General features: G+C 36.6%; 11 protein-coding genes, 4 tRNA genes and 1 pseudogene. 3 read left to right on the top strand and 13 right to left on the bottom strand.

Annotation, left to right across the window (positions count from 1 at the left end):
• The first annotated feature begins 123 nt into the window (after window positions 1-123).
• Window positions 124-825, top strand: a complete 702-nt coding sequence (locus AX762_RS06460; RefSeq protein WP_071848332.1) for a zinc metallopeptidase — start codon at window positions 124-126, stop codon at window positions 823-825.
• A gap of 318 nt (window positions 826-1143) precedes the next feature.
• Here AX762_RS06460 and AX762_RS06455 read toward each other — a convergent pair whose 3' ends face one another.
• Window positions 1144-2439, bottom strand: a complete 1296-nt coding sequence (locus AX762_RS06455; protein WP_071848331.1) for a M20 family metallo-hydrolase — start codon at window positions 2437-2439, stop codon at window positions 1144-1146.
• A 181-nt stretch (window positions 2440-2620) separates the two neighbouring features.
• Between AX762_RS06455 and AX762_RS13325 the strand changes: the two are divergent.
• Window positions 2621-2746, top strand: a pseudogene (locus AX762_RS13325) (IS3 family transposase); the annotation flags it as partial.
• Between the two features lie 72 nt (window positions 2747-2818).
• Here AX762_RS13325 and AX762_RS06445 read toward each other — a convergent pair.
• Complete coding sequence (locus AX762_RS06445; protein ID WP_071848330.1) at window positions 2819-3571, bottom strand: GDSL-type esterase/lipase family protein; 753 nt, start codon at window positions 3569-3571, stop codon at window positions 2819-2821.
• 73 nt (window positions 3572-3644) lie between these two features.
• Window positions 3645-4196, bottom strand: a complete 552-nt coding sequence (gene epsC, locus AX762_RS06440; protein WP_071848329.1) for a serine O-acetyltransferase EpsC — start codon at window positions 4194-4196, stop codon at window positions 3645-3647.
• Between the two features lie 310 nt (window positions 4197-4506).
• Here epsC and AX762_RS06435 point away from each other — a divergent pair, with 310 nt between their 5' ends.
• Window positions 4507-4989, top strand: a complete 483-nt coding sequence (locus tag AX762_RS06435; RefSeq protein ID WP_218162479.1) for a DUF456 domain-containing protein — start codon at window positions 4507-4509, stop codon at window positions 4987-4989.
• Between the two features lie 93 nt (window positions 4990-5082).
• On the opposite strand, the gene glmM is transcribed toward AX762_RS06435, so the two are convergent.
• The 10 genes from glmM to AX762_RS06385 all read right to left on the bottom strand — a co-directional run.
• On the bottom strand, window positions 5083-6435 hold the full coding sequence (gene glmM / locus AX762_RS06430) for a phosphoglucosamine mutase (RefSeq protein ID WP_071848328.1): 1353 nt from the start codon (window positions 6433-6435) through the stop codon (window positions 5083-5085).
• Window positions 6436-6472: 37 nt separating this feature from the next.
• Window positions 6473-7486 (bottom strand): YbbR-like domain-containing protein, encoded by a 1014-nt coding sequence (locus tag AX762_RS06425; protein ID WP_071848327.1) that lies wholly within the window; start codon window positions 7484-7486, stop codon window positions 6473-6475.
• The gene (gene cdaA, locus AX762_RS06420) at window positions 7483-8343 is read right to left on the bottom strand and encodes a diadenylate cyclase CdaA (protein ID WP_071848326.1); all 861 of its coding nucleotides are present in this window, start codon (window positions 8341-8343) and stop codon (window positions 7483-7485) included. Before cdaA ends, AX762_RS06425 begins: the two co-directional genes overlap by 4 nt.
• A gap of 176 nt (window positions 8344-8519) precedes the next feature.
• Window positions 8520-8591: transfer RNA gene (locus tag AX762_RS06415), tRNA-Gln, on the bottom strand.
• Window positions 8592-8596: 5 nt separating this feature from the next.
• Window positions 8597-8677: transfer RNA gene (locus AX762_RS06410), tRNA-Tyr, on the bottom strand.
• 16 nt (window positions 8678-8693) lie between these two features.
• Window positions 8694-8766, bottom strand: a tRNA-Thr gene (locus tag AX762_RS06405).
• A gap of 28 nt (window positions 8767-8794) precedes the next feature.
• Window positions 8795-8866, bottom strand: a tRNA-Glu gene (locus tag AX762_RS06400).
• A gap of 95 nt (window positions 8867-8961) precedes the next feature.
• Window positions 8962-9234 carry a GNAT family N-acetyltransferase gene (locus AX762_RS06395; protein WP_071848325.1) on the bottom strand — a complete coding sequence of 91 codons (273 nt, stop codon included), beginning with the start codon at window positions 9232-9234 and terminating at the stop codon, window positions 8962-8964.
• Window positions 9235-10402: 1168 nt separating this feature from the next.
• Window positions 10403-13009 carry a DEAD/DEAH box helicase family protein gene (locus AX762_RS06390; RefSeq protein ID WP_071848324.1) on the bottom strand — a complete coding sequence of 869 codons (2607 nt, stop codon included), beginning with the start codon at window positions 13007-13009 and terminating at the stop codon, window positions 10403-10405.
• Window positions 13002-13291, bottom strand: a 290-nt coding sequence (locus tag AX762_RS06385; RefSeq protein ID WP_218162478.1) for a hypothetical protein, incomplete at its 5' end; no start/stop codon positions are given. The genes AX762_RS06385 and AX762_RS06390, both read right to left, overlap by 8 nt.

Genomic DNA, 13291 nt, shown 5'->3' with positions numbered 1-13291 from the left:
AAAATAAATCACACCTAATTCATAATAATAATCTGAAAAGACATTCTCTATATGGTATAATTAATTGAAATCAATTGAACTCAAAAGTGAATTTCAATTAAAAAAGTATTGGAGGTTCTTAAGATGTATTTCCCCTTTTATTGGGATCCAACCATGATATTAATAATTATCGGCTTAATCATTTCTGGTTTGGCGAGCATGTATGTGCGATCGACCTATAGTAAGTACAGTGATGTGAAAAGCAAACGTGGGTACACGGCATCTGATGTTTGTCGTCAAATTTTAAATGCGTCAAATTTAGAGAATGTGCGTCTGGAGGGTATCAGAGGAAACTTAACTGACCACTATAATGCGCAGGATAATGTCTTACGCCTTTCTGACACAACACGTAATTCAAGTTCCGTCGCTGCCATTGGTGTTGCTGCTCATGAAGCGGGACACGCAATGCAGGACCGCGATAATTACGGACCATTGCGTTTACGTGCAGCCTTGGTTCCTGTCACGAACTTCGGTCAAACCGCTGCGTTTCCTATTCTCCTGCTTGGTATGTTTCTTGGCGGAGAAGGCATGCTGATCAATATCGGTATCATGCTTTTTTCTCTGACATTACTCTTTCAACTCATAACTTTACCGGTTGAATTCGATGCATCCAAGCGTGCCATTCGTATCTTGGAAGAGCAGAATCTGCTGACCCGAGAAGAAATCCCGCAAGCTAAAAAAGTCTTGAATGCCGCAGCTCTAACATATATTGCTGCAGTGATTGCTTCTTTCTTAAGCGTGATGCGTCTCATCTTAATATTCGGAGGCGGCCGACGTCGCAGTTAAATAAAGGCAAAATAAAAAAAGATGACATTGGGTTTTTCATTCCAATGTCATCTTTTTTCTATCTTATAAATGCTTACTTTGCTTTATGATTTTCATTCAAGATTTGTTCGAGAATCAACTGAAAAAGAATCGAACCCCTTCCATAGAGCAAGACCAGGGACAGCAGACACACAATTAAGTATTGTATGCACTTCATCCAATCTAATGGGGTGACGAAGGGAACGCTATTACCCATTATGTCACATTTCATGCATATTATTGGGTACACTATGGGCTTCTACATTCACAGATCTAATTATTAGCTCATTCTCATTACTGTTATTGCAATTTCTCGATATACCTCTTCAATACTTGTACGGTTTGGACACAATCACTTAAATCTGACCATTCAGCCGGATTATGACTGATCCCGTCCCTGCTTCTAACAAATAAAAGGGCTACAGGAATATACCTACCTAAGATCATTGCATCATGACCAGCTCCACTTGGTAAGAAATAGGGTCTTATTCCTTCTTCCTTCGCAGCTTCAGCGAGTTTATCTTGTAGTGCTGAGGGTATTGGGACAGGCAAGGAGTTGTGCACACGCTTATGCTCAAAAGAAACATCCGAATGATGACTTATATTTTCACCGCATGAGATGATTTTTGAAATCAGTTCTTGTCTGGAGTCTGTCTTTATATCCCGAATATCCACATAAAGAATGACTTCGCCCGGAATGACGTTGGTCCCATTCGGTTTAACTTCTATATTGCCCACAGTTGCAACAGATGTCATATTTATTGTTCGAGGTAACTCACTCACTTTTTGAATAAATTCGCTAGCCGCAACCAGAGCATCTCGGCGGTCATCCATGGGTGTGTTGCCGGCATGTCCAGCTAATCCTTTAAATGTAACTTTCATCCAATACGGTCCAGCAATCCCATTCACAATACCGCACGGCAAATCTTCTTTTTCTAAACGTTTCCCTTGTTCAATATGTATCTCTACATATGTTTCGATTTCATTTAAATCTCTCTTGGCTTGCTCAAATCCTTCAACTGTCAAACCAACATCCGCGATGACTTCTTTAAACGTACGTCTTTCATTATCCACTTTAGACAACAAATCATCTATATTTGAATCACCTGTCAGTGCTTCGCTTCCAGTCAACCCACCATTAAACCGTGACCCCTCTTCATCCGTAAAAATAACTACTTCAAAAGGTTTCTTAGGCAAGTACCCTGTGTCTTTCCATGCTTGTGCGACTTCCAGCGCAGACAACACGCCTAAAGTGCCATCAAAATGGCCACCATTTGATACGGTATCAACGTGAGAGCCGCTCATGATAGCTGGAAGAGATGACTGTTCTCCTTCCAGACGGCCGATAATATTGCCTGCACCATCTTGACGAACACTTAAACTCGCTTCTTTCATCCATTTTATCACAGTCGTTTTGGCTTCGCGTTCAAGTAGTGAAAACCCTGGACGTTTGGATCCGTTGTCACTTGTTCTACCAATCATCGAGAGAATATCCAATCTTTCAGCCAGGCGTTTCCCCGAAACACCCGTTTCTGATTTTTCCTGATTAAACTCACGCATCAAGGCATCCTTCATCTTCCATTCTTCTGAATCCATGATCTTCACTCCCCTTTATTTTTATTATTATAGCATAAAACAGGAATACAAAAGAGAGCTATTACGGAGCGGTTGGAAGAAGCAATAGCACGCATAGTCTATCTGGAAGGTAAGCTATATTCAGTAAAAAAGTTATTACTGAAAGAAAAAAGCATGAAGAACGAAACAGGAAACCCTTCAGGAGTTGTGGAATTCAGTAGAAGACTATATTTCGTTTTATACTCATGGTCGTTATCAAAAAAAGAAGATGGCCCCAGTAGCTTACCGGGATCATCTTCTTTGGATTGCATATTATCGTTTTTTTTAAGTATCTGGTTTAAACGTAGTAGTTCATAATAGGAGAGAGCCAACCTTTAAACTTATTTTATTTTTCATTTACTTAATCGAGCTTTAAAGCATCCAAGCCTATTTCAGCAAGTTTGGCCTGTCCGGCTTCGGTCGGATGGATGTCACCAGGCAAGACGTATTCTTCGTCTTCGTTATCACGGAATGCGCTGTAGGCATCAGCCAGGTAGACATCTGGGTAAGTAGATGCCAGATTTTCGAAGACAGTGTTGATACCTGGAAGATAAGTTTCTGCGACACCATAGAGCAAGAACGGATCATAAGTCTGGAAAGGGTTGTACACATTGTATAAAACGATTGGCGAATCTGTCAACAAGCGGACTTCTTTAATAGTCTGGGTGATATTGTTGAAAATAACAGGGCTGTTTACTTTTAGCATACCTGCCAGTATTACTTCGAACGGAACCTGTTTCTCGCGGCTTTCTGCATCTGCAGCCCGCAGAATTCCCAAGAAATCGTTACTTCCGATGGTCACGGCGACATAATCCGAATGAATAATAGCTTGTCGGTATTTCTGATTGGTTTGCAAGGCAGTCAATAACTGACCCGACTGCCTTCCCGAAACACCGAGGTTCCGGACCCGCAAATCGCTTAGTTTGCCGATCACATAAGGATAACTAGTTTTTGCGGGATTTTGGTTGGTCTGCCCCAGGTTGTAGCCGAACGGAATCGAATCGCCCACCGCAACAAGCGACTCTTTGGCATTATCACTTTTGGCAAAAGCAGCAGGAGATGACAATAAGCTGACAAACAAAACAGCCATAATGATTTTGATTAGCCGATTCATAGAACCCTCCTTTTCTTGTACTTCATAAGTAGTATATAGCCAATAGTTAGAACATTCTACTAATAGCTTTTACTCACTTTAGTTCGCAGGCGTCAGTTTCATCAAGATTTTCAATCTTTGATTTCACCACTTTAGCAGGAATACCCACAGCCGTTACTCCTTCTGGAATATCTTTCAAGACGACGGCACTTGCACCAATTTTTGCATTTTTCCCTATTGTTATATTACCGATAACTTGAGCATGAGCTGATAGTAAAACCCCATCCTCTATCGTTGGATGACGCTTGCCTGTTTCATCTCCTCGGCCACCTAATGTCACGCCATGAAAAATACGGACGTCATCACCGATAATAGCCGTTTCTCCGATCACTATCCCCATACCATGATCTATAAAGAAGCATCTGCCTATGACGGCTCCAGGGTGAATTTCAACCCCTGTCAGCCATCTTCCGAACGTAGAGATCATACGTGCGATTAATTTCAAATTCCTCTGGTGTAAGAAATGAGCGATACGGTAATATATAATAGCCCAAAATCCGGGATAAGTTAGAACAATTTCAAGTGTTGATCTAGCCGATGGATCGTTTCTTTTATATGTCGTAATATATTTTTTGAATGCTCCCATACTAACTCCTTTAATTATTTCTTGCTAAATTTTTAATGCAAGAAATATTGATCCTACTCTTTCTACTCAGTATCTATTGAACTACCTCCATTAAGAGTCCTGCCACGCTATTATCCCTTTAATGCCTTTCTATTAGAAAAAAATGATTTTCCTTCTTAAATACTTTACCATAACGCATTTTTCAGATTGAATTCCAGTTTTCAATGAACCAATTATAATTTTCTATTCTCTCGCAATTTTAATTTTTTCCAAACACATCCGTATTTAGTATACTAAAAGTGTGTTGATTTTAAGAAAGGAGTCTCTAATCTTGGAAATACTTTTATGGATCATAATTATTGGTTTATTTATTACTAGCTTCGTTGCCTTATTTTTCCCCGTTTTGCCATCCGTTTTCGCTATATGGGGTGGCTTTATAATATATCATTTCTTTCTTAACTCTGGTGAACTTACGACATTCTTTTGGATATCCATGGTCACCTTGACAGCAGTCCTGTTACTGGCTGATGTTTTTACTGGTTCATTAGCAGTTAAGCAATTTGGAGGTAGCAAGTTAGGCGGACGGGTTGCTGCGATTTCAGTCATCATTGGTGCATTTGTTTATCCGCCATTCGGTATTTTGGCTCTGCCATTCATTGCTGTCATCATAGTCGAATACTGGCAGCAAGAAGATTTCCTTTCCGCATTGCGCGCGGCTATTGGCACCCTCATTGGCTTTTTAAGCGGTAGATTAGCTGAAGGAATCATTCAATTGATCATGATCGGCTGGTTTTTCTTGATCATTTGGTCCTAGTCCTTTTCTATAAGTAAATGACAGAGAAAAAACTACAAACCACATATTCCGATGGGGTTTGTAGTTTTTAATTTGTCGTTTGTTTTATGAAGTTTAGTTTGTACCTAATTCTTCTCTTACAACTTTCGCGATACGTTCTACATATTCTAAAACAGCTTGTTCTGTGGGAGCTTCCGCCATCACACGCAGTAATGACTCTGTTCCACTTGGTCGTACAAGGACGCGACCATTATCAGCCATTTCTTTTTCCACTTGTTCAATAACTTGGCTAATTGCCGGGTTAGACATAACATTATGTTTGTCAGTTACTTGAATATTAACCAGTTTTTGAGGAAAAGAGGTGACTTCTTCGGCTAATTCAGATAATTTTTTCCCTGTTTGTTTCATCACGTTTAGAAGTTGAACACCTGTTAATAAACCATCTCCGGTTGTATGGTAATCAAGGAATATAACATGTCCTGATTGTTCTCCACCTAAATTGTAACCATTTGTAACCATTTCTTCAACAACAAAGCGGTCGCCCACTTTTGTTTTCACTGATTTTAAATCATGTGCTTCCAGCGCTTTGTAGAAACCGATATTACTCATAACCGTTGAAACGATCGTACTCTTCTTCAAGCGTCCTTCGTCATGCATATATTTACCACATATGTACATGATTTTATCGCCGTCTACGATATTACCCAGTTCATCTACCGCAATCAAACGATCTCCATCACCATCAAAAGCTAATCCGACATCTGCACCTTTATCTTTAACGAATTTAGAAAGATAGTCCGGATGCGTACTTCCAACACCCTCATTGATGTTTAGACCGTTAGGCGTATTTCCAGTCACGTCAAAGTCCGTATCTAAGTCTGCAAATAATCGGTTAATTAGCGGACTAGCCGCTCCATTCGCACCATCAAGCGCAACATGGATACCCGATAAATCTCCAGAAATAGTTTGTTTTAAGAATTGAATGTATTTTTGTAATCCTTCTTTGTATTCATCAGAAGTCCCCATGCCATCTGAACTCGGACGAGGTAATGTATCTTCTTCAGTATCAATCAAGGCTTCTATTTCAGCTTCTTGTTCGTCAGAAAGTTTGAACCCGTCAGAGCCAAAGAATTTGATTCCGTTATCCTCTACAGGATTATGTGACGCAGAAATCATGACACCTGCTGCGGCATCTTGTTGGCGCGTTAAGAAAGAAACACCTGGAGTAGTTATTACGCCTAAACGTAAGACTTCGACACCTACGGATAAGAGACCAGAAATTAAAGCATATTCCAGCATTCTCCCAGAAATACGTGTATCTTTACCCACTAAAACGCGGGGGTTATCTGTTTTTGAATGTTGTGCTAACACATATCCACCAAAACGTCCTAACTTAAACGCTAATTCTGGTGTCAGTTCTTTATTTGCTATTCCTCGTACGCCATCGGTTCCAAAATATTTTCCCATTATATATTAACTCCTCACATTATTGGTGTTCACCTGTTTAATTTGATTCATTATCATTTTCGTTATCTTCTTCATTCTGTACTCTATTTACGCGAATCAAAACATCTAACTCGCGAGGGTTTGTTTCAGTTATGCCATCTGGATGATTCAAAGGTATCGTCCGTATTGTTGATTCTGTTATTCCTGAGACATCTACTTCTATTACAAAGTTATTCAACTCTTCTATAATATCAGATTCTCCAGTAATCGTCACGTTCTCTGGCTCTCCTTGAGAAACCTCTAAAGAATATTCATAATCTTCGATCGGGATCCCCGATTCTTCCAAGACAATCGGTAATGTCCGCTGCGTTCCTTTAACAGGAATCCTGACATCAATTAGTTGTGGAGAAATATTTACATTTAAGGGGTCACCTGTTTCGTCGAGCACCAATACATTTAATGTCATTTCGATATCTTCGGTGATATTACTTCCTTCAGGCATAACAACCACCATCACATCACTGATTTGCTCCATTGTAGATAACGCGCCCGAGATCGTCACCGTTTCATTCGACAAGATAGTATCCTGAGCTCGATAGCCCTCTGCCAGATGGGAAGATTCATTGAACTCAATACGCACGTCATGATCTTCTACTCTTTTTTCTTCTATTTCTACTGCAACTTCTGAAGGCATTACACTATAATTCAACTGATTGCTTAGTCCAGCTGCCTCCAACTCAATCGTATGACTCCCAGGACCTAGTCTTTCCAGATCAGGTGTTTCAATAGTGAAGTTCTGCGTGGCTAAAGTTTGTGTCAAAATAGCCTGTGGACCTTCTAATCGTATTGTAGCTGTTTCCGGTATGCCTGAAACGAAATAATTATCGCGGTCAATATTTATATCGATCGGTAGATTAGTAATGACTTCTGAACTGGTAATACTCGCTCCATCTGTTGGATCTGTTGAAAGATTACGTGATTGATTCTCGAATGTTACGAATGAGAACAGCACGATGGCAAAAAACAAGGCAATCAATTTTGAAATCCAAGGATTATCAACATTCATCTTCATTTACCCGACACCCCTTTTCTAACATCTTCTATAAATTGTTGTAAAGGTCCTCGTGTCTCTTTCTCTTTTTCAGTTTCGACTATTTCTTTATTTAAATAACTGATAACTTCTTCTTGTGTCATATCATTAATAAGGTTCCCTCTACGAGAAATGCTTATATCTCCAGTTTCTTCTGAAACAACTAGTGTAATTGCATCGGACACTTCGGACAAACCAATCGCAGCACGATGTCGGGTCCCCAATTTCTTCGGAATGGCTGGACTCTCTGAGAGTGGAAGATAACTTGCGGCTGTCGCAATTTTATAATCCTTAATAATCACAGCCCCGTCATGCAAAGGTGTATTAGGAATGAAAATATTAATTAATAATTCAGACGACAAGTCAGCATTGATCGGAATTCCAGTTTCAATGTATTCGTCGAGTCCTGTTTCTATTTCGATTGAAATCAACGCACCAATTCGTCTTTTCCCCATATATTGTAGGGCATGAGATAAATGCTCAACAACTTGTTCACTAGGATTTGATTTTCGTTTTCTTCCAAACACAGATCCTCGACCGAGGTGCTCTAATCCTCGTCTTAATTCAGGTTGGAATATAATAATGAGCGCTAATGCAGACCACTGAATAACGAAATCAACAACAAATTCCGTCGTGTTGAGTCTAAATAACACACTTACAAATTTAAGTAATAAGATAACGCCAATTCCCTTTAACAGTTCTACAGCACGTGTACCTTTAACGATTCGCATGAGCTGATACATGAAAAAAGCAACAATCAAAATATCAATGATGTTAACTCCTGTTCGCCAAGCAAATAATCTTGACCAATCGAATGTTCTCAGAAATTCTATAGGCATTACGCCACCTCCAATATCTAACCATATACTGTGTAAGTATACCATACAATCATAAACTGTAAACGAGTGAATTTTATCGATTAACAACTATTCATACCATAAAGCATTAAAGAATAATTATTTTTAATTATACAAAAAAACTGTGCAGCAAATTGCCACACAGTTTTCTAATAATACTGGGCTACTAGGATTCGAACCTAGGAATGACGGGATCAAAACCCGCTGCCTTACCGCTTGGCGATAGCCCAATAAATGGAGGGAGTAGGATTTGAACCTACGAACCCGAAGGAACGGATTTACAGTCCGCTGCGTTTGACCACTTCGCTATCCCTCCGTATTTATATACGCAATGCCGGCTAAAGGAATTGAACCCTCGACCCACTGATTACGATTCAGTTGCTCTACCAACTGAGCTAAACCGGCATAATTACATTTCATGAATAAATTGCTATGACCCCTACGGGATTCGAACCCGTGTTACCGCCGTGAAAGGGCGGTGTCTTAACCGCTTGACCAAGGGGCCAAAATATCTTGTGCTTTTTAAGCACAAGATACATATTATAATAAACCAATTGATTTGTCAACATTTTTTAGAAAAAACATTGGAATTTAGCAAAATCATTTTGAATGTATATGATTATACTTTTCAGGTTTTCTCTCGAATAAAGTATCAACATAGGGACAAACAGGGACAATTTTTTTACCTTCTTTTTGCATTTCTTCAACTACCCGCTCCACTAACTTTTCAGCTACACCTTGTCCTCTAAGAGATGGATCAACAAACACATGGTCAACTTCTACAATATAATCTTTTGGAACATAAGTTATTTCTGCTAACAATTCCCCATTTTCTTCTTTGTAAAAGCGATTTTCACCTTTTATAAATTCCACAGAAATCACTCCTCATATAATTTATTTGACTTAAGTGTACCACGCAGGTTGAAAATTTACATTAGTTATTCTTCATTGTATGCATTGTTCACTTGCTAAATATCTTTATTTAATTGAGACGATTTGCTCAAAGTATAAAATCTAGCTTGTTAACAACATATTCATTAAATATATCGTACAATACACTATATAATTCGTCTTATTTATTAGGGAGCGTTTTTGGATTGGGTCAACTTTTTCAGTATAAATCCTCCTGCTTTATACTATATCGCGCCTAGTGTGTCTTATGTAAATAAGTTGAATAAATGCTATTTTAATACCCGAACGAGGGCACATCACCTAAGTTTCGATGTTACTTGTATCTCATCACACTTGTACATTTGGCTCATTTTTAAATGAAACTTTAAAAAATTGTCGCCAGTTATTTATTTGAGAATCTTCTCTGTTATACAATCTGTATTGGTCTCATGGTATTACTAAGCTGGGGCAGTCCAGAGTTCCTCAATGCACAGAAAAATTATTGATGCTCCCACTTGATGAAATAAATACTAACCTACTCTAATATGGGTTAGTTCTTTCAGTATAGTAACAAATACTTTTTCAAACTACGGATTTCTTTTAAGCTTTTCGTTCTTTTTTGCTGAGACTGATAAAACCACTTTCTTAAGCCATACTTAGTATGCATCACACACAAAACCGAAATGAAAAACACACACAATCCTACTTTTTTTGAAACATCTTTCAAATCATCACATTTTATTACTGATCTTAGCTTAATAACAGTTATCTTGATGATATCATAAGGGATAAGTCGTTTTAAAAATTAGAGATCTAGTTTAAAATAGGTATAAAAACCGTCCATGATTACCCCACACCATTCCACAAATCCACAAAAAAAAGAGACCCTTAGGGTCTCTTTTAGGTAAGCCACTTGCCGGATTCGAACCGGCGACCTCATCCTTACCATGATAATATATTAGCGACATAAACGAAATAGAAAGTTTTAAAATGCTTAAAACCAACATATTAATAAAATAACTGTCATAGTTGGATATGGTTTAACATGAACTCGGTTCCGTTTCGGTTCCTAATAATGAGAATAGCGTACATAACGATAGCAACTACTATTCAGTAGTTGCTTTTTGTTATCTTTTAAATGAAAGTACAATTATTGGGTATCATCTGATTCTAAAAGAACTTCTAATTCACTCTTAAAAGTGTTTTTAAAAATATTTCCATTGATTACATATTGGAAAAATGTTTGATAATCCTTAGGGGTTAAAAAATGAAGAATATATCTCTCATTAATACCTTTTTCTTCTAATTTTTTATTTAATTCTGCGAAATGCTTTAGGGCATATTTATATTTAGCCTTATTTTCAGGAGAATCGTCTTTATCATCTTTAATTTCTACTACTAAAATAATATCTTCATTTTTCTGCTTACATTTTATAAAATAATCAGGATTAAAGTTTCTTTGTCGCTGGTGGCTAGCTATTCTGATACTATATTCAATTTGGTAAAATCCTCTGTCTCGTGATTTTATCCATGATTCAATAACTTCAGCATTATCTTTCTCAGAAAGTTGTTTAGTAAACTCGTATTCTGGTGTTTCTGTAGTAAATAAATAATTAACTGGGGTTTTAAATAGATGTTTATTAATTTTTTTACTTGACCTTTTGGGGAAACTATCATCTTCTAAAAAAATTTGAATTGCAAACTTCTGTTCTTCATTTAAAGAAGTATCTAAATAATCTGTAGTATAAAATAAAGTAGCAGCTCTTCTAAAAGAAGATAATCCTAAACTTTCATTATTCATATCAGATGTTTCTATAACGTATGGTTCTTCAGATTTCTTTTCTAACACTACTGTCTTACTAGATTTTCTAAATAATGTATTAAAAGTGCTCATAACTCTATTTGCATTTTCTTCTGATAAATTGTTTCCTTCAATCCCAACTTTATCCATAGACTTTCGAATCAATAGTCTGACATCATTAGGTTTTGGTAAATTTTTCTTGTCATATACTTCATCACTGCCTAGACCTAAGATACCACCTTCCCAATCACGCGTTCTGAACCCATGAATGATTTTGTTTACAACTTCATCTATTGATCTAGTCTTATATTGAATATCATATTTTCTGGAAGTTACCAGTCCAGAAGATAGATCTTCATATGAAGTCACCCTTTTCAAATGATCCGGTTGACTTGTTAGCTTGATTCCTTCTTTCCATGTTTTTGAATAATCTAAATCTTTTCTATCTTCTTTATGATTAACTTCTTTTTCCGATTTATCATATGGTAAGTTATGTACTGTAAAATTATATTTATTTCTATCATTTGAGTATTTTACAGAACTGTGCAATCTAGTTTCAATTTCTAAAACTTCGTTGACTAAATTTTCAATATTTTTACTCCAACTAGCATGATTGAAAACAATAACTATAGGCTGTGATCCTGATGAATAAGATTCTGGAATTCTTAATCCTCTCCCTAATACTTGAGAGATAAGAAGTTTAGAGTTAAAGGCTCTATCTTCCCAAGGGACTATTTGGAAGACATTTTTGACATCCCACCCTTCAGTGAGCATACTGACTGAAATAATCCATTCAATAGGATTTTCTGAATTGTCTACTGTATCCAATAATGGGATATTGGATTTGTGTTTAGAACTTGATGTAACAATCAGCACCTTTTTTTCGGCTTCTTCTAATATTATGCCCTTACGCTCAACGAGAAAATCACAGAAATCTGCATACAAGTTTTCTGCATTCTTAATATCTTTTGTTACCATTATTGTAATAGGTTTTATCTTTGAGTATTTCCTTTTATTCTCTTTATGATTATGAAATATTTTTTGGAACTTTTCATAATCATTATTCACAGTGTCATCTTCTTGTACGTACTCAATTGATTTTACCATTCTTTCGTCTATAGATTCCCTCAAAGAATATCTATAAATCACGTCACTAAAGTATTCATTATCAGTGTATGCAGTACCAGTAAAACCTAGAATATAATTGAATTTATATTTGGGATTAATTAGAAATTCTTTCCATCTTTTTATGTTTTTCCCTTCGTTAGTACTGCTATTAATACTTTGTAGCTCGTTATATATATGATGTGACTCATCATTAAGTACTAAAGTGTCTTCACCTCCATTTTTAAAACTATCTCTAATGGATGAACCCGTAGTGTCATATACAGCATGAATATTTTCTACACAGATATCCCCTTCTGTTATTGTTTTATTTGCATCAATTATGCTAGGTTTAGAGATAACTGCATTCTCAGGTATTGCTGCTTTTAGCTCTGGATCTATAGCCAAGTCGATAAATTTATTCATTAAACCTTTTTCAATTGTCAGTGAAGGACAAAGAACTAGAACCCTTTTAATTAAACCCAAACCAAGCATTATCTGAGAAATTCCGTAAATAACATATGATTTCCCTGTACCAGTAGCTAAGTCAATATTTGCATGTAGTTTATTTTTCACCTGTAATGTACTAATAAATTTATTTAAGGTAGTATATTTTTGTTGAAGATTTGTATTTGAATTGAAATTTTCAATAGCTAAATCTTCAGTTGTTCTATAATTCTTTGAAGCTAAAAAAATTACTGAATTAATAATAGCTTTCTTTTGATATTCTCTATTACCACAGAGAACATCTAAAAATTCATCCCATTCTTCTAAAGGCAAGTCATAAGGGTTATAGTCATGACTGACCTTTAGCATTAAATCTTCCTGTTTATATACTCTAATATCACTCATTGTCTACCTCCATTAATGGTTTAACAGTAAAATCATTACCATATACATCAGAAATTATAAACATTGGATTTTCCCCTAACATATCTTCTTTAAATGACCAAATAATTTTCTCGATTTCATCATTCTTAAATATAACTTCAGTATCACTATTTAGAAGAGCAGTACTTTCAATTTGATCCCAAAATCTCACATCATCCATGATGAATACTTCGTTATTCGAATCGTAATTTACATAAACACTTGATAAGGTTGAAAAGTTTTTTGTATAACCCTCTTTAATAG

It is taken from the genome of Alkalibacterium sp. 20, assembly GCF_001885615.1.
In the GTDB taxonomy this organism is placed as follows: Bacteria; Bacillota; Bacilli; order Lactobacillales; family Carnobacteriaceae_A; genus Alkalibacterium.
Note: the sequence above shows the minus strand (reverse complement) of the source record. Positions and strands in the feature narration are given on the sequence as shown.

Bases quoted from the DNA above. Each gene is read 5' to 3' on its own strand.
- AX762_RS06445 (WP_071848330.1), bottom strand. From the start codon at position 3,571: ATGAATCGGCTAATCAAAATCATTATGGCTGTTTTGTTTGTCAGCTTA.
- AX762_RS06390 (WP_071848324.1), bottom strand. From the start codon at position 13,009: ATGAGTGATATTAGAGTATATAAACAGGAAGATTTAATGCTAAAGGTC.
- AX762_RS06455 (WP_071848331.1), bottom strand. From the start codon at position 2,439: ATGGATTCAGAAGAATGGAAGATGAAGGATGCCTTGATGCGTGAGTTT.
- AX762_RS06425 (WP_071848327.1), bottom strand. From the start codon at position 7,486: ATGAAGATGAATGTTGATAATCCTTGGATTTCAAAATTGATTGCCTTG.
- epsC (WP_071848329.1), bottom strand. From the start codon at position 4,196: ATGGGAGCATTCAAAAAATATATTACGACATATAAAAGAAACGATCCA.
- glmM (WP_071848328.1), bottom strand. From the start codon at position 6,435: ATGGGAAAATATTTTGGAACCGATGGCGTACGAGGAATAGCAAATAAA.
- cdaA (WP_071848326.1), bottom strand. From the start codon at position 8,343: ATGCCTATAGAATTTCTGAGAACATTCGATTGGTCAAGATTATTTGCT.
- AX762_RS06460 (WP_071848332.1), top strand. From the start codon at position 124: ATGTATTTCCCCTTTTATTGGGATCCAACCATGATATTAATAATTATC.